A 17,553-nucleotide genomic window follows, 5' to 3' on the forward strand; every position below is an offset into this window, starting at 1 on the left:
TTTTCCTCCCCTTATGCGTATACATCTTCTAAAAGAGAATCCAATGATGGTTCCGGACTATTTTCTGCAAACGTAACAGCTTCCTCAATTTCTTGCTTCGCTTCTTGTTGTAATGCTTGAGCTTTTTCTTCAGTTAACAAACCTTCCTGAATTAATAGCTCTTTAAACTTTTTAATGCCGTCCTTTTCTCTCCATTCCGCCTCTTCTTCCCGAGTGCGATATTTTTTTGCATCACTTTTCGAATGACCTTTCCAACGATATGTTTTTGCTTCAATTAAAGCGGGTCCATTACCTTCACGTGCCTTTTCAACTGCTTCATATACCGAATTCATAATCTCAATGATGTCTGTACCGTCAACGACTTTTCCAGGTATTCCATAGGAACTAGCACGATCAGCGATATTCTGTATGTTCGTCATTTCCTTTACCGATCCACTCATTCCATAAAGATTATTTTCACAAATAAACACAACCGGCAGATTCCAAATCGATGCTAGATTAAGAGCTTCATGGAAACTACCTTCATTGCTAGCGCCATCTCCGAAGAAACAAAGGACAACATAACCTTTTGCTTTCATTTTCGAAGTTAGTGCTGCACCAACAGCAAGAGGGATTCCTCCACCAACTATTCCATTTGCACCTAGGTTCCCTTTTTCCAAATCAGCAATGTGCATGGAACCGCCTTTCCCTTTGCAATATCCCGTTTCCCTTCCAAAGAGCTCAGCCATCATTCGATTCACATCTGCACCTTTAGAGATACAATGCCCGTGACCACGATGGGTACTTGTAATTTGGTCAATATCCTTTAATGCGGCTATAGCTCCAGCCGAAGATGCTTCTTGGCCAACACATAAATGAGTAGTCCCATGAATCATTCCTTTTGCAAAAAATTGATCAACCTTTTCATCAAAATAACGAATGACCCACATTTCTTTATATAAACTAATTAACTTTTCATCCGTAATATGGGGTGGCAATTTAACTGTGCTTAACATCATTATTAATCCTCCCTTTACATTTGTTCATATATGTTACATTTGTAAATATCGTAATACTCTTTTTGATTTTCGTCAAGAGAAACACACATAATTTTTCGACATTTATAAAAATTCCATATTGCTATTTCTGTAAGAATTAATAATTGCGAGTTCAAATAAATACGTAATAATTGTTACAAAAGAGGGAGCAGCATTTGTTTTAATTAGGACATTGAATAATATTTAAAGAGGGATATGGGTAAAACCCAATTTCAGCTGGTAGATTAGTAGTTGATAGTGAAAGAAGGATTACATAAAATGGTAGTAATATTTTTGAAGATAGACAGATAAAAAACTTTGATGAGATATGAGGAAACAATCGTCTTGTATTATTACACTGAAGAAAACATCATACACTTAGTAAAGTGTCCATCTCAGGTGGAAAAAATACTGTTTTGTCCACTGAAGGTGCCTGACACCGACGGATTTCCCGTCGGTGTCAGGTACAATTTTATTTAAATGATATGACCGTTCCTTCTTGAATGGTTGGGAATTGGTGTGGGCTTGCGAATACTGAGCCAGGTAATACTTCCCCTTGTGGTTCCTGGAAATAGATTGAGATATGCCCTAATTCCTTGAAGTTTTGATTTGCTAAAGAGCCTACTGCAGTAACAGTAAATTCTTCTTCGTCAAAACGAATGGTTCCACCTTCTTTTATTGATTCCTCAGTTAGCTCTTCAAACTCATGAATCACAGATATTTCCCTTAATTCCTGAGGTGCTTGTGGCCCGAATAATATTACAATTTTATCCTCTTTAAATGTAGGAACTAAAACACCAATTTCCTGAACAATTGTTTTAGACATGCTTCTACCTCCATACGAAAATACTTCTTTGAATCAATAAAAAATATTTTTCCTTCTATATATTAATAGATTATTTTACTAGACTTCCCTTAGTTGTTGCAGATGGGAATAGCTGATCTTGAAGGGATCTTAACTTCCATACTGTTGTAGTTGGATCAAGTTCAACATCATCTAATGTTAAAAACTGACCTAATTTAATATCCTTTTTGGCAACAATCTTTCCACTGATTAGTCCAATTGGGATATGACCGTTCTTTTTCATATCTTCATGTGTTTCAAGTACACCCCGAACTGTGTAACCTCCAATTCCATCAATGGATTCACCAGCTTGAATATCCCGTTTAGCTACTGCAACCGTTTCTGAGATTGGAGCCCCTAAAGGATGAATAGACGAATCATGTTGTAAAACAGCTTTCGCAATCGTAATTGGTGTTTCTAAACTGGCAAGATGATATGGACGATATAATGTATAATGTGGTCCTTTGCCAACCTTTAAGTAACGAAGTTCTTCATCTACTGGCTCTAAATCACTTTTAACAATAACGAAGACGCCTGGCGCTAGGCCATTAACATATTCAACTACTCCAAAACTGTCCAGTATTCCGCCATTTTCTTTCAAATTAAGTTTATCTGCCACCGTTTCTACATTGGCTTCCACACCATTCATTCCAACTTTATCTGGAACTAAACCAGTAGCATTACTCAAAAGATTCATTTCTGCCATTGTTTTAGTTCCATCTTGGAATGCAGCAAGCATATGTGCACTCATATGTTTTCGTTTGGCCTCTTCGGCACAAACATCAGGGTTGGATGTAGGAATAAACGGATTATTTTTCCCCTTTCCTGCCACTAATACTTCAAAGCCCATTGTTTTTGCAAATTCATATAATTCTAAAGTTGCGGCTGGCTCATCCCCTGCTGAGCCCGTATAAACTAATCCAGCATTTGTAAACATTTGATACATAATGGAACCGATCGTAATGTCTACCTCAACATTTAAAAGAACTAAGTGTTTTTTAGATCTCAATGCTTCAAGTGAAATATTTGCCCCTACCTCAGGGACGCCCGTTGCATCTACAATAACTTCTACATTTGGAGATTGGATCACTTCACGATAGTCATTGGTAATAACCATAGCCTCTTTTCTTACAGCTTGTGAGTTATAGAAATTTCCTGCTTTTTCTGCAGCATCAATATTTACATCGCAAATCCCAGTAACACTCATCCCAGGAATTTTGGATATTTGAGCAATCATCCCAAAGCCCATTTGCCCCGCTCCAATGACTCCTACCTTAATAGGTGCCTGTTCACTCTCTCTTTGCAATAGCTGTTGATAAATTGACATGATTTTTCCTCCCAATAAAAAATCTTCAAAAAGCGCTTTCATTTCCTAATAAAACTAATAACCTATCATTTAATAAACAATAATGACAAATTATAAGCCTAATAACATAACTTAATATTTTGTCACATTTGTCACACTCATTACCATTTGTTAATTATAAGTGTAAATTAAGCTAAAAAAACTGTCAAGGTGGAAATTTCAAAAAATTCAATTCGGGAAATATGGACTAAAAGTACGACCATATTAAAAAACAAGTGCTAAGGGCCTTAGTATCGAGAAAAATGTTCCGGGATAATGGCTTCTAAATTTTCCATTGATTAAGTTTTCATAGGTTGTTGGTATTCTTACCTCTTGGAGCTAGGGACATGGACTTCCATGGAAGTTCTGCTAAAGTAACTATTTTTATCAATTTCAAACAATGAGAAAAAGCTGCAGATATGAACCATCGCAGCTTTTTTAAGTTAATGCAGCTGTTTCCGTATTACCATTTCACAAGTAGTTTAAGAAAAGAATCTTTATTGTAATAGATCATTTGCTGTAGCTTCATCTGTAATAAGAACATGAATTAAGTTCCCCTCAAGTGCTGCTTTAATCGAATTTACTTTTTCTAAGCCAGAGGCAACCCCAATAACAAGTGGGATCTCTTTTAATTTATCAAGCTCTATCGCAATCACACGCTCATTCCATGAATTTTCAACTGATTTTCCAAATTTATCGATAAAATTATAGCAAATGTCACCTACGATTCTTTCATCATGCGTAATTTTTTGATGATCTAATCCAAGGTATGACTTTACCATAGTAGAGTGCTCAGGACTTCCCCCAATCCCTACCACCGCTATATTCGATTGTTCCGCTAAATCTATTGTTTTACGAATAGAGGGCTGTCTCATCAAAACCTCTTTCGCTTCTTTGGAATCGACCATTACTGGAACATGTAGCAACTCATAATTGGCCTTTAACGAATCACCCATTTGAGCCACTAGATAATTTGAATGAATGTCAACCCGTTCATTCCCAACTCCTCCAACTAAAGGTACAATTGTCACTTCAGGAAAGCCCTGTGGTGAATTTAGCGCTTTTGCCACCTCATGTAAGGTTGTTCCAGATGATATCCCGACAATTTGTCCGTCCTTCACCATTCTCAACAAATATTGAGCGGCTGCTTCACCCAATTGTTTTTTTGAGGATTCTAAGCCCACACTATCGATGCAAATAACCTCTCTTAATTCAAACAAACGTTCAATTTTCCTTTCCAATGAACGATACTGTCGATAATGTTCATCATGAATAGTTATTTCAACGATTCCTAACTCTCTTGCAGTTGTTAAGTACTTTGAAATGAGTGAACGACTTACACCTATTTTTTTTGCAATCTCAGATTGAGTAGCCCCTTCTTCATAATACATTTGTGCAACCTTTATCAGAATTCGTCTATTTTCCTGAAAAGCCATAACTGCATCCCTTCTTTTTAAACTACCCAAATCATTATCCCACGTTACATATAGTTGTTTTCGAAATGATAGTTGCAATGATAAAAGATAAATGAATTCCCGAGTGAAATTGTGATTATTGCTCTTTTTCTGCAAATATTATGACTCTCATGTCCGAGTTATGGATGTAAAACCATTACTTTATTAAAATCCAAATCAATACTACTAGTAATTATTCATTTCAAAAACAGCAAGTATAAGGAATAGACCTCTACATATTAATACATTCCAAAGCTTGCAAAATATGCGATTACAACCGCTAATACACCTGTAATTAAACGACTATATAAAACAGCAGGCACACCATATTGAACGGTTTCTGGCTTAGCTTCTCCGAGTGATAATCCAACAGGAATAAAGTCACAACCTACCTGACCATTTATCGCAAATAATGCTGGTAACGCGAATTGCGGCGGAATATTTCCTAATGCAATTTGACTACCGATTAATACTCCGATAACTTGGGCAATAACGGCTCCTGGTCCAAGAACAGGAGATAAGAATGGTAAAGTACAAATTACAACAATAAGCAATAAACCCCATATTGAACCGGCAAGTGGTGATAATGATTTGGCAATAACATCACCAATACCAGTATAATTGATTATTCCTACTAGCATACTAACAAATGCCATAAACGGAATAATATTTTTGATTAACATATCCACAGAATCCCGTCCCGCTTGATAGAACGTTCCTGTCACCTTTCCAATCCCTCGGGAAAATCTCATTAAAAAGTTATCACTATTATCCAGTTTTTCCTTTTTTAATTTATCATAATTTTCTTTGAAGCTTTCTTTATCTTTCGTATCAAATGTTAGCTTCTCCTCATGTGCGCCCGCTGCTTCTGTATATCCATCAGCTAATGCCACTTGATTCGGTGTCACTCCAGATACAAATATATCCTCCGTAATATGCTTTGCAAGTGGTCCTGATGGGGAAGATGCAAGAATATCAACGGTAGGAATTCGTTTCATCGGATAAATCCCAATTCTTGCTGTTCCTCCACAATCAATGATGACACACATCATTTCATCTTCTGGCACCGAATTTTTAAAACCATCGATCGCTTCTGTCCCTGTTAACTCTGCAATTCTTTGCGCAACAGGATGGATTCCACCACCAGTAATAGAAACAACCTTCCTTTTTTTGCCTTTTGGTTCAATATGAAGACCTACTCCCCATCCACCAGGGCCTTTTGAAACAAATACCGCTTTTTGACTCATTTTGTTCTCCCCCTTCTACAATGACTTTGATTCCATTCTTTTCGCTAAATATTTTGTGATCATCTCTGTAACAATCCCACGCAACAAGATAACGACTATTCCAACAATGAAATAGCGAACAGCTAACTCTGACATGGAGTAGCCAGCTTGTTTAATTCCATTTGCTATTCCGATATACACGAAAAGCTCACCTGCATTTGCATAAGGAAATAATGATGTAACAGGATGAACAAAGGAAACAGCAGAATCATAAAAGGCCGGCTTTTGTTTTTCCGGTAAAAATCGTCCAAAGGTATATGCCATCGGATTTGTTAAAATAAGTACCGAAAGAATAGGCATCAACGTATATCTTAGAAGCATATATTTCGAGGCAAATTGAATCGCCTTATTTACTCTTTCCTCTCCTATAAACTTCATAACCGCATATGTGAATGTAAGTAATACAACCAACGTTGGGACAATTCCCGTTAAAAGACCCATAAATTGCTTTCCACCAGCATCAAACATACCGATAAAGTGCTCTCCAAACCATTTAATCCACTCCATTAAACACCTACCCCTTTCTCGATTGGAATATTTTTCTTCGAAATAGAAACTAATGCATTTTCACTTGCTTTAAAAAGCGCCTTACAAAATGCAGGAATTTTATTCCCCTTCTCTTTTTGTAAAAGTTCATGTGCATCATTCAATATGACTCCCACATGCTGTCTTTTATATTTTTCTATCTCTTTAAACTTCGATAAGATAGATACTCCTTTTAACATGTGACATTCATGAACGATATAATCCTTGTCTACAACTAAAATCGCAATAGCACCTTTGCGAAACTTGCTTCTCTCCATTCCAGAAAACATAAAATAACCATCATTCCCTCTATAGCCGCTAACAATCTTATCAATGCTTTTGCGGTAATAGCGGATCTGAATGATTGAAAACACATACTGGACAACAAGAATAGCGCAAGCAATAATTGCAAGTTTCATAGAATCCCCCCAATCGATATACTTCTTTACTCCTGTATTCCCCCACCCTTTTAAAGCGCTTACATTCAAAGCGCTAATAATTAATAGCAAAAAGAGTTTTTAATAAGGAGTAACAAATGTTACACTGCGTAATCTTGTACCACATTAAGTGACATATGTTATATATTATTACATATGTTATAAACATAGAATAATTGAATGTAAAAGATGTGTCAATAATGATTTTTAAATTTTTAGAAAGTTTTTTGCCCTAAATCTATAAATAGAAGATTTAAATTTGTGAAGGATGATATTTTATATGAGGACTTAGACATAACAGATAACTTTAAGGAAAGGTTCTACATAATTTTGGGGATATAAACACAGATGGGATTATAAAAAGCCAATGTAGCATTCTAAAAGTTTAAATTTTCCGCCATTGGCTCTTGTATCCTATAAAATTTAGTTATAAAACGAAGGTTGTGTTGTATAACGTTTTTACCAAGTTAACCTCATTTCACTTTATCAACCGGATATGCATAAGCAATAAAGCGTTTAGGTGCATTTCCAATATAATGGAATGGATAACAGGTCGTGACTACTAGTACTTCTTCACCCATTTTGCGAATCACTGTTGTGTCATCTTCATTGACTATTTCCGTATTCCTTATCTTATATTTAAAGGAGCCATAGGGCATATGAACAGTGAAGAGATCACCTATCTCAATTTTATTAAATTCTCGAAACACAGTATCGCGATGCCCCGATAAAACAATTTGCTCTCCTTTTCCTGGAAAAACCGATTGTGATAAGTGCCCTATTCCTTTATCTAACGCTTTTTCATCCGCACCTTCTACAACCGGCAATGTCTTGTTCAGCTTTGGTATTTCTAATGTAGCAAACGCCTCATAATCCTTTGGATGAAACTCTTCAGCTTTAGAATTTGTGCCCTTAATTATTTTCCCTTGATAAGTTTGAATTTTTGCCTCAGCTTCATCAAGTGCACTTTTCTGAGCCTGCTCACTAAGAATAAATCGAATAAAAAAGAGCGCAACAAGACTAATACCGCTTATCAGAAAGAAATATCCTAGCCATTTTACCATAATCAGTCCTCCTTTCTAGATTAGCTTTTAATCATCCTATCCTATTTCCCCACCAAACCTCTCCTTTTTTTAAAACCAATAAACCATTCAGTAATATGTGGACTCGGCTCTACATTTAGTTCATTCAATAAAAATGTCGATAAAGCTTCATATTGCTGTTGAACTGACAAAAAATTACCCATAGATTCATAGATTTGCATTAATTTAAAACATGCCTCTTCTTCTTCAGGATAGAAGTTAGAAATTTGCTGAAAATAATGAAACGCTTTTTCTAGCCTCCCAGAGTCATAGATCCAATTAGCGAGCTGGTAAGAAGCCCAAATCCACCATTTCTTAAATTTTTCCCGTTCTGCTTCTGCCCACCAATAATCATATCCTTGCAAATATTCTCCGGTATAGATATTTAATGCCGCTTCGTAAAACATAACTGTTTCCGCACTAACTTCCGGCATATTCTTCATTTTGTTCTCAAATTCATTCGTATCTAATACCACAGCATTCAATGATAACATATAACCTTCCGATGTATTTTTCAATTGGAAGCAGTCTCCAAATTCTTTTATTACTTTTCTAATATGATAGATCGCTGTATATAGGTAGGAATAAGCCTTCTCCGTTTCATTCTCTGGCCAAAGAATCTCAACGAGAAATGATTTACGAACAAATTTCCCGTGGTGCTGCAATAAATATATAAATAATTCCTCTGTTTTTTTTGTACGCCATGCCATTGTTAATTCAGTTCCATCCGCCTTTTTAAGGGAAACTTGATTAAACAACGCCATGTAAAGCTCATCCCTATTCTCCAATACATTAACTTGTTTTGTTTTCATCTGTTTTTGAATTCGTTTAATTGTAGCGCTTAAACGCTCCACCCGAATTGGCTTTACAAGATAATCAAGAGCATTGATTTCAAATGCTTGTACAGCAAAGTCTCTATATGCAGTTGTAAAAATAATTGGTAAATCTGGCTTACCCTCGAGCAATCTTTCAGCCAATTCGATTCCATTTATCTCCGGAAAATTAATATCTAAAAAAACCACATCTACCTTATCAAGAAGAATAGCCTCTTCTGCTAGCAATGGATCTATGAATTTTTTTATTTGAATACTTGAATCAATGCGTAGTAATAAATGTTCTAAATACTCCAAGGCAAGACTTTCATCATCGACAAGAATTGCTTTCATTAAGTTCTCCTTTTCAATGTATTTTCTATCTATATCCTCAATTTTTTTACAAATTAAGTAACTCATACGATGACAAATATTAACTATATTATAAAGATTTGCAGTAAAAACTTCCACAAAACGCAATTATTATCTTTAATCTTTCACTCGACATATACTGAGTAAATCCTATTCCTCTCCTCAGTTTGTAAAGAAATTGTAGAGATTTGTCTTTTATAATTTCATTCAGATGGAAGCATTATTCTTGTCAAAATTCTACAAGAATAATCCTTTCATTTTTCCCATGCCTACAAGACTATAAGCATAATTCAAATTTCCTATTAATTAAAGGGGTGAAATTTTCGGAAAATCTAAAATTTAGAAACATATAGCAAGCTAAGTAAACGGAGGTTATTTATTAGCATGAAAAGAAAAATAAGCATTCTTACGATCGTATTTTTTCTAATCTCGCAAACTATTTTTTTGAGATTAGGTCCTATTCAGCAATCGAATGCTGCTGAACTCAAAGGATTATTGCTCACTGATGTGTCCATAAAGGATGAAAATGGACAAATGATCGACGCGGATAATCATCCTAATCTTCTTCCGCAACGAGATGAAATGGTCCAAGTTACATACAATTGGAAACTTTCCGAGTCTGTAACTGATGGAGATCAGATTTCATTTCAGGTACCTGCTCAATTCAGCATTCATCAGGAAGGGGACCATCCTTTAACAATCAGTGGTGGGACTACAATTGGAAGCTATCATATTACTGGATCAGGGAATGTGACCGTATCATTAAATGATGAAGCAGAAAACCATGCAAATGATCAAGGGGAGATCGTCATCCCTGCTCAATTTAATGAATCGGTTATATCTGGTAATGATGCTGTAGCGATAACTTTTAACTTAATTGACAACACAAAAACAATCAATGTTATGTTCGCATCGAATAATAATGAAGAGGAAACTGTTTCTGCTCCTAAAACAGATGATGAGTCTGTAAAAGAAGCCAGTGATGAAACGAATGGTGCGAATGAGACAAATGTTGAAAGCGAATCGAATGAAACAAATGTAGCAAATGATGCAAACGAGGCGATTGAAGCAAATGATGCTAACAAAATTAATGACTCACAAAAAGAAATCGCATCAGCGCAAATAAAAGAGAATATTATTACTGGTGTTACACTTACAAATAAAGAAGGCGTGGAAATTGATGCAAATAAGAATCCAACCAATCGCCCGCTTGTTGGTTCAGAAGTAATTATCCAATACGAATGGGCACTACAAAATAAGCACGGTTATAAAGCTGGGGATACATTTGAATTTCAACTACCAGAGGCATTCGAACTGTACAATGATGTTGACGGGGACTTAATTTCTTCATTTGGGAAAGTTGGAACTTTCAAGGTGACCAAAAAAGATAACAAAGCCATAATGACATTCAACGACAGCATTGAAAAACTTTCCAACATTAAAGGTACAATTGAAATTTGGAGCATTTTTAGCAAAACCAAAATTACAGGAAGTACTCATCAGGAAATTAAGTTTCCAATCAGAGATGAAGAGAAAACAATCATAATAGACTTCTTACCACCAAAGGGCTCAACCATTGATAAAAAAGGAACTCCTGATCGCGGATATAATGCCAAAAAAATTGATTGGACCATTGATTTTAATAAACAGCTTGATCAAATATCAAATGCTATTGTGAAAGACCCTATTCAAGCTGGACTTGTACTGCAACCAGAGTCTATTAAACTTTTTAATTTAGACGTAAAGATCGATGGAACAGTCACACTTGGTGAGCCTGTAGATCCTAATAATTACGATATTATCAAAGCAGAAGACGGTAAAAGCTTTGAAATTCACTTTAAATCGGACATCAATTCGGCATACCGAATTACTTACACAACAGATATTACCGATGACGATGGTGAGAAGTATACGAATAAGGCTACTTTATCAGGAAAAGAAATAAATGATGCCTCTGCAAAAGCAGAAGTTTCAGTAGGACGTGGTGTGCCTCTATCTAAAAAAGCTTTAAAGTATGATTCTTCCACTCAAACGATTGAATGGGAAATCAAGTACAATTACAACCAAAAGACAATTAAAAAAGAAGATGCGAAATTAATCGACTTGTTTAGTAATTCGCATAAGTTGATGGATGGCGAATTTAAAGTTTATAAAATTACTTTAGATGATTATGGAAACGAAAAAGAAAGTGAAACAAAGCTACTCGATAAAGATAAGGATTATAAAATTACTCCTACATCAACTAAAGACCAAAACGGATTTGAATTACAGTTTAAACAAGATATTTCATCTGCGTATAAAATCGTTTATAAGACGGTAACAACAGATAAAGTTTTTGATGATGGTTCAATTTCAAATACCGTTAAATCTTCTAGTGATGAGAAAACAATTGGACAATCGATTTCACAAGAAGTGCTCCATAAATATTTTAAAGGTGCGAATTATGCAGAGAAAACAGTGAATTGGGAAATCACATTTAATAAAAACAACTTTGAAATGAATAATGCCGTTTTAACTGATACATTTATAAATAAAGGGCTTAAACTTATCGTAGAATCTCTTAAAATTAAAGATAAAGCTGGCAAAGAACTAACAAAAGATAAAGATTTTACGCTTGAATCGAGCGAAGGTAAAGGATTCACCATTAAATTTACCAATCCAGTTAAAAACAGCTATACTGTTACCTTTACAACAAAGTTTAATGATGACTGGAAGGGCAGCAAAGAAACCAAAGAATACAAAAACCATGCATTACTTACATGGAAAGACGAAAAAGGGGAACAAAAGGAAAAGGAAGATTCAGCTACCTTTAATCCAGATCAATATACAAAAGATAATGGTTTCAAAGATGGATCCTACGATGCGACAAAAAAAGAAATCACTTGGAAGATCGGAATCAACTACAACTTAAAAACATTTGAACATGCAAAAGTCCAAGATTTTCTTTTGAATGGGCAGCAGCTTGTGAAAGATTCCATAGAAGTGTACGAAATGGAACTTACCGGTGGCGAAAAAGGGGTTAAAATAGGGAGTCCAGTTGAAAAAGATCAATATACTGTTCATGAAATCAAAGATGAAAATAACAACCCTGGCTTCCGAATCGAATTCAACGAAAAAATTGAAAGAGGATACTATATTACTTTCAAGACAACACTTAAGGACCAGCTCGTTAATGGAGAATATGAAAATACTGCTACGGTGTTTAATGGTGAGAATAAAATAACAGAATTAAAAGCGAGTGTATCCGTCAAGCATGGCGGGGAGTACGTTAAAAAAGAAGGCCAACAGGATGGCAAACTAGTAAACTGGAAGGTTTATATTAACCGTGGCCAATCCCTTGTGTCAAATGCAAAAATCATCGACGAACCAAGTGCAAACCAAATTTTATTAGGAAACAGCTTCAAGCTATTTGGTACGAAAGTCGATACAAATGGAACTGTAACAAAAGACAAGGAACTAGAACTTGATAAAGATTACACTTTAACCATCCATGAAGATGAGGCTGGAAACCAAAGCTTTGAATTAAGCTTCAAAGACGATATTGATTCTGCTTATATTTTAGAATATCAATCGTATTTGAATGCACGAGATAAAGAGCAGGCCTCAAACAAAGTTTTCTTTGAAGGAGAAAACAATCAAGATATAGAAGATCAAGATGAAATTTCCTTTACAGTGAGATTGTCAGGAGGATCTGGTACAGGATCTGGTGAAACCGGTCAACTTACCTTAATAAAGGTCGATGCAGATGATAAAGAGCATTTTTTACCTGGAGCGACGTTTACACTTTATGATTCAACTGGTGTTGCGATCAAAACCGCTACAACAGATGAGGAAGGGAAAATCGTCTTTAATAAATTGTTGTACGATGAATATTTTATTAAAGAAGTTTCAGCCCCTGAAGGTTATGTTGTTTCAATATCTGATAAGAATAAAGGGGAAAAAGTAAAACTTCATGAAAAAGAACAAAAAGTAACAATTGAAAATAAAAAAATACAACGAGCGGTTGAATTGATAAAAGTTGACAAAGATAATCCTACTATCGTATTAAAAGGGGCAGAATTCACATTACTAACAAAAGATGGCGAGCTTATTAAAGAAAAACTAATCACCGACAAGGACGGGAAAATATCTGTCTCTGATTTAAAACCTGGTGACTATCAGTTAGTTGAAATAGATGCACCTTTTGGCTATGTACTAGATACTAAGCCAATCCCTTTCACGATCAAAAAGGATCAAACCGAAGTTATTAAACTAACAGCTAAAAATACAATAAAGACCGGCAGCTTCGAGTTAACAAAAGAGGATGAAGATGATGAGACTATTCTTTTAGAAGATGCAGAATTCAAGTTATTAACAAAAGATGGCGAGCTTATTAGAGAGAATCTTACAACTGATAAGGACGGGAAATTTACTGTTCTTAACCTAAAACCTGGTGACTATCAGCTAATTGAAACAAAAGCACCTTTTGGTTATGTCTTAAACACTACGCCAATCCCTTTCACAATTAAGAAAAATCAAACGGAAGCTATCAAACTAACAGCTAAAAATAAATTAGCGAATGGCAGCTTCGAGTTAACGAAAGTGGATGAAGATAATGAAACGATTACCTTAAAAGGTGCAGAATTCAAGGTACTAACAAAAGATGGCAAGCTCATTAAAGAAAAACTAATCACTGACAAGGACGGGAAAATTTTTGTCTCTGACTTAAAACCTGGTGAATACCAGTTAATTGAAACAGATGCACCTTATGCCTATGTCTTAAACAATACGCCAATCCCTTTCACGATCAAAAAGAATCAAACCGAAGTTATCAAACTAATTGCTAAAAATTCATTAAAAACAGGCAGCTTCGAGTTAACGAAAGTGGATGAAGATGATGAGACCATTACATTAGAAGGTGCAGAATTCAAGGTACTAACAAAAGATGGAAAGTTTATTAAAGAGAAATTAACAACTGACAAGGACGGGAAAATTTCATCTGACTTAAAACCTGGTGACTATCAATTAATTGAAACAAAAGCACCTTTTGGCTATGTTTTAAACACTACGTCAATCCCTTTTACAATTAAGAAAAATCAAACCGAAGTTATTAAACTAACAGCTAGAAATAAAATAAAGACTGGTAGCTTTGAGTTGAAAAAAGTGGATAAAGATAATGAAGAAATTACATTAGAAGATGCAGAATTTAAATTACTAACAAAAAATGGTGTTCTTGTTATAGATAAATTAACAACTGACAAGGATGGGAAAATTTTCGTCCGTGACTTAAGACCTGGTGACTATCAGTTAATTGAAACGAAAGCACCTTTTGGCTATGTTTTAGACACTACGCCAATTCCATTCACTATCGAAATGGATCAAACAGAAGTTATCAAACTAACAGCTAAAAATGTATTAATGACTGGAAGCTTTGAATTAACGAAAGTGGATGAAGATAATGCGACAATTACATTAGAAGGTGCAGAATTCAAGTTACTAACAAAAGATGGCGTTCTTATTAGAGAGACATTAACAACTGACAAGGACGGGAAAATCTTCGTTTCTGACTTAAAACCTGGCGACTATCAGTTAATCGAAACGAAAGCACCGAATGATTATGAGATAAACAAAACACCTATAGAATTTACAATTGAAAAAGGCGTTGAGAAAACTGTAACTCGTACATTTGAAAATAGCTTAATTCCTGGCAATGTGATCTTAACAAAAATCCATAAAAACAATCCTTCAGTCACATTAAAAGGCGCGCTCTTTAAGCTGGAAAAACAAGACGGTACACTCATTAAGGACAATTTAGAAACAGATGATCAAGGGCAAATTAAAGTAGAAAACCTTAAGCCGGGTGATTATCAATTTATTGAAACAAAGGCACCTTTTGGGTACACACTTAATTCGACACCACTTAAGTTTACAATTGAAAGAAGTCAAACAAAGCCGTTAGAAATCAGCTTTGAAAATGAGATCATTTACTACCCGCCAGTTGATCCTAAGGGATCGGTTGAATTGACTAAAGTTGATAAAGATCAGCCGTTATTAGGATTAGAAAATGCAGTTTTCACCTTAAAAGATCAAAATGGAACCATTATTAAAGAAGGATTAACCACGGATAAACAAGGTAAGCTGACGATCGATCAATTAAAACCTGGTACCTACCAGTTGATCGAAACAAAAGCACCTTTCGGCTATGTTTTGGATGAAAAGCCAATCACATTTACAATCATCAATGAACCATTAGGTGTATTAAAGATTACTTTTACGAATCAACTAAAAACAGGGGCCGTTGAATTAGTAAAGGTTGATAAAGATGATCATCATCACAAGTTAGCAGGTGCCGAGTTTACCTTACAGACAAAAGACGGTTCAGTTATTCAAAAACGCCTTACAACGAATAAGGAAGGAAAACTGGATGTTTCGAATTTAAAACCTGGCGATTATCAATTGATCGAAACGAAATCACCGGTTGGGTATATTTTAAACCCAGAACCTATTGATTTTACAATCAGCGTTGGACAAATGGAAAAGTTACAAATAACTTTTGAAAACGAAAAAGTGGATGATGACGGAAACAAAACAGAAATTGAAAAAGGAACAGTCGAGTTAACGAAAGTCGATCAAAAAAACCATTCTATCCATTTAGAAAATGCTGTATTCACACTTAAAGATAAAAAAGGAAAAATTATTGCCGATAACTTAACGACGAATAAAGATGGAAAACTTGTGCTCACAGATTTAAAACCTGGCAGCTATCAGTTTATCGAAACTAAAGCACCAAAACATTACATCTTAGACGGCACACCAATCCAATTCACGATTAAAAAAAATCAAGAAACCTTTATTAAAGTTACGGTAGAAAACGAAAAACAACAAAAAGATAATGATGATGATAAGCCAAACGGAAATAATAATGGACATAATAATAATGGACATAATAACGGAAATGATTCGGGGAATGATCCAAATAATGGATCAAATAATAATTCAGACAACAACTTGGATAATGATTCAAGTGATCACAATAACAAAGATCAATCCCATTTCCAATTACCTAATACAGCTACTAATATGTACACGTGGTTATTTATTGGTGTTTCCTTATTAATCATCGGTTCTATCCTATTTACCATTAGTCGTAGAAGATTAGAATAATAATAAACTAATAAAATATTAACAAGCCTGCCACATACGAATAATAGTGGCAGGTTTTTCAATTAGGACTACTTTTCTATATTATGATACGGGATTCTATATTAGTAGAGATTAAAAATCTGCATTGTTTGAGGTGTAACTAAATAGCATTTACACCATAAAACAACAATAATATTAACAAAATTAGAAGAAAAAGACCGACATTTAGAATGCCGATCATACTTTCATTAATGCTATTTTTTAATTTCATCGGAATCGTTTTTAATAACTTTTAATCCCGGGTTCACGTCATTTTCAACTACATGCTTAAGCATGGACAGTTTATTGTTCCAAAATTGCTCGTAATATGAAAGCCATTGTTTTAATTCTGTTAACGGCTCTGGTTGCAGCCGATAGCGTTTTTCTCTTCCAACCTTTCGTCCGCTAATCAATTCTGCTTCTGAGAGGATGTGAAGATGCTTTGCAACAGCTGTACGAGTCATAGGAAAATGGGAAGTAATTTCCGAAATGGGTAATTCTTTTTCGGAAAGTAATCTTAAAACCTCTCTCCGAGTAGGGTCTGCAATCGCTTGAAAGACATCATACTTTTGTACGGATGAATTCATTAACCCTCAACAACCTTTGGCAACCGTTCTTGAACAATTCCAATCCAACCTTTTTCCATAGTGTCACGAATAACTGAACTTTTCTGATTTGCTTTTTGAACAATCGCATCAGGATGCTGCCAGCCACCATGAATCAGTGTGAACTCTGTTTTATTCCCTAGATCTTTTAAAATAAATGTAGCAAACCATCCTTCGGTATCCCAAGTAAAAGAAAGGCGATGGGGAGGATCCAACTCTGTAACTTTACAAGGAGATGGACCAAAAGGTGATTGTAAATGAAATTCATATCCAACTTCTGGCTGGAAATCATTTGGCATAAACCATGATGCAATACCATCAGAGGTTGATACTGTTTCCCAAACCTTTTGAATAGGTGCTTCTAAAATCACTGTTTGCTTAATATCTTGTAGAGTATTTTGATTATCCATATTGTCCCTCTTTCTCGTTAAAATATAACACCTTTTAGTTTCATTTTGAATTATATAAAACCTTTTGGTGTTATGTCAACATTCATTTATGCTCTTTTCTTAAACTATATATTTTTTTAAATCGGTATTAACAGACTATTCGAATCTCTGCGAGCGACCCCCACAACTAAAAAGATTGTTTCGAAACCTTTATACTGAGTCAAT

12 protein-coding genes are annotated in these 17,553 nt (G+C 35.0%); 1 reads left to right on the forward strand and 11 read right to left on the reverse strand.

All coding sequences use genetic code 11. The features are described 5' to 3' along the window. Positions 1-11 precede the first annotated feature (11 nt). From pdhA to ACQKP0_RS04260, 9 genes are all read right to left on the reverse strand, one after another. A complete protein-coding gene (gene pdhA / locus ACQKP0_RS04220) occupies positions 12-995 on the reverse strand; it encodes a pyruvate dehydrogenase (acetyl-transferring) E1 component subunit alpha (RefSeq protein WP_427404726.1) in 984 nt (327 codons plus the stop codon). Positions 996-1,488: 493 nt separating this feature from the next. Continuing rightward, positions 1,489-1,842, reverse strand: a complete 354-nt coding sequence (locus ACQKP0_RS04225) for a PTS glucitol/sorbitol transporter subunit IIA (protein WP_427404565.1) — start codon at positions 1,840-1,842, stop codon at positions 1,489-1,491. 70 nt (positions 1,843-1,912) lie between these two features. Beyond that, positions 1,913-3,187 carry an NAD(P)H-dependent oxidoreductase gene (locus ACQKP0_RS04230; RefSeq protein ID WP_427404566.1) on the reverse strand — a complete coding sequence of 425 codons (1,275 nt, stop codon included), beginning with the start codon at positions 3,185-3,187 and terminating at the stop codon, positions 1,913-1,915. 515 nt (positions 3,188-3,702) lie between these two features. Further along, complete coding sequence (locus ACQKP0_RS04235) at positions 3,703-4,641, reverse strand: sugar-binding transcriptional regulator (protein WP_427404567.1); 939 nt, start codon at positions 4,639-4,641, stop codon at positions 3,703-3,705. A 257-nt stretch (positions 4,642-4,898) separates the two neighbouring features. Continuing rightward, entirely contained in the window at positions 4,899-5,906 is a 1,008-nt protein-coding gene (gene srlE / locus ACQKP0_RS04240) for a PTS glucitol/sorbitol transporter subunit IIB (protein ID WP_427404568.1), read from the reverse strand. 15 nt (positions 5,907-5,921) lie between these two features. Further along, entirely contained in the window at positions 5,922-6,452 is a 531-nt protein-coding gene (gene srlA, locus ACQKP0_RS04245; RefSeq protein WP_427404569.1) for a PTS glucitol/sorbitol transporter subunit IIC, read from the reverse strand. Further along, a complete protein-coding gene (locus ACQKP0_RS04250) occupies positions 6,452-6,889 on the reverse strand; it encodes a transcriptional regulator GutM (RefSeq protein ID WP_427404570.1) in 438 nt (145 codons plus the stop codon). Before ACQKP0_RS04250 ends, srlA begins: the two co-directional genes overlap by 1 nt. A gap of 491 nt (positions 6,890-7,380) precedes the next feature. Beyond that, positions 7,381-7,971 (reverse strand): class D sortase, encoded by a 591-nt coding sequence (locus ACQKP0_RS04255; RefSeq protein WP_427404571.1) that lies wholly within the window; start codon positions 7,969-7,971, stop codon positions 7,381-7,383. A gap of 41 nt (positions 7,972-8,012) precedes the next feature. After that, positions 8,013-9,221: a response regulator gene (locus tag ACQKP0_RS04260; protein WP_427404572.1), complete on the reverse strand. Its 1,209-nt coding sequence runs from the start codon at positions 9,219-9,221 to the stop codon at positions 8,013-8,015. A 336-nt stretch (positions 9,222-9,557) separates the two neighbouring features. Here ACQKP0_RS04260 and ACQKP0_RS04265 point away from each other — a divergent pair, with 336 nt between their 5' ends. After that, positions 9,558-16,316, forward strand: a complete 6,759-nt coding sequence (locus ACQKP0_RS04265) for a SpaA isopeptide-forming pilin-related protein (RefSeq protein WP_427404573.1) — start codon at positions 9,558-9,560, stop codon at positions 16,314-16,316. Positions 16,317-16,549: 233 nt separating this feature from the next. Here the strand turns inward: ACQKP0_RS04265 and ACQKP0_RS04270 are convergent, their stop codons facing one another. Together ACQKP0_RS04270 and ACQKP0_RS04275 are read right to left on the reverse strand one after the other, a co-directional pair. After that, a complete protein-coding gene (locus tag ACQKP0_RS04270; protein WP_427404574.1) occupies positions 16,550-16,921 on the reverse strand; it encodes an ArsR/SmtB family transcription factor in 372 nt (123 codons plus the stop codon). Next, entirely contained in the window at positions 16,921-17,349 is a 429-nt protein-coding gene (locus ACQKP0_RS04275) for an SRPBCC family protein (RefSeq protein ID WP_427404575.1), read from the reverse strand. The genes ACQKP0_RS04270 and ACQKP0_RS04275 overlap by 1 nt, the downstream gene beginning before the upstream one ends. Positions 17,350-17,553 lie beyond the last annotated feature (204 nt).

The organism is Heyndrickxia sp. NPDC080065, from assembly GCF_050281185.1.
Taxonomy (GTDB): domain Bacteria; phylum Bacillota; class Bacilli; order Bacillales; family Bacillaceae_C; genus Heyndrickxia.

Excerpts from the sequence above, each read along its gene's own strand:
- ACQKP0_RS04230 (WP_427404566.1), bottom strand. The coding sequence starts at position 3,187 with ATGTCAATTTATCAACAGCTATTGCAAAGAGAGAGTGAACAGGCACCT.
- ACQKP0_RS04265 (WP_427404573.1), top strand. The coding sequence starts at position 9,558 with ATGAAAAGAAAAATAAGCATTCTTACGATCGTATTTTTTCTAATCTCG.
- ACQKP0_RS04225 (WP_427404565.1), bottom strand. The coding sequence starts at position 1,842 with ATGTCTAAAACAATTGTTCAGGAAATTGGTGTTTTAGTTCCTACATTT.
- ACQKP0_RS04260 (WP_427404572.1), bottom strand. The coding sequence starts at position 9,221 with ATGAGTTACTTAATTTGTAAAAAAATTGAGGATATAGATAGAAAATAC.
- ACQKP0_RS04235 (WP_427404567.1), bottom strand. The coding sequence starts at position 4,641 with ATGGCTTTTCAGGAAAATAGACGAATTCTGATAAAGGTTGCACAAATG.
- ACQKP0_RS04250 (WP_427404570.1), bottom strand. The coding sequence starts at position 6,889 with ATGAAACTTGCAATTATTGCTTGCGCTATTCTTGTTGTCCAGTATGTG.
- pdhA (WP_427404726.1), bottom strand. The coding sequence starts at position 995 with ATGTTAAGCACAGTTAAATTGCCACCCCATATTACGGATGAAAAGTTA.
- ACQKP0_RS04275 (WP_427404575.1), bottom strand. The coding sequence starts at position 17,349 with ATGGATAATCAAAATACTCTACAAGATATTAAGCAAACAGTGATTTTA.
- ACQKP0_RS04255 (WP_427404571.1), bottom strand. The coding sequence starts at position 7,971 with ATGGTAAAATGGCTAGGATATTTCTTTCTGATAAGCGGTATTAGTCTT.
- srlA (WP_427404569.1), bottom strand. The coding sequence starts at position 6,452 with ATGGAGTGGATTAAATGGTTTGGAGAGCACTTTATCGGTATGTTTGAT.
- srlE (WP_427404568.1), bottom strand. The coding sequence starts at position 5,906 with ATGAGTCAAAAAGCGGTATTTGTTTCAAAAGGCCCTGGTGGATGGGGA.
- ACQKP0_RS04270 (WP_427404574.1), bottom strand. The coding sequence starts at position 16,921 with ATGAATTCATCCGTACAAAAGTATGATGTCTTTCAAGCGATTGCAGAC.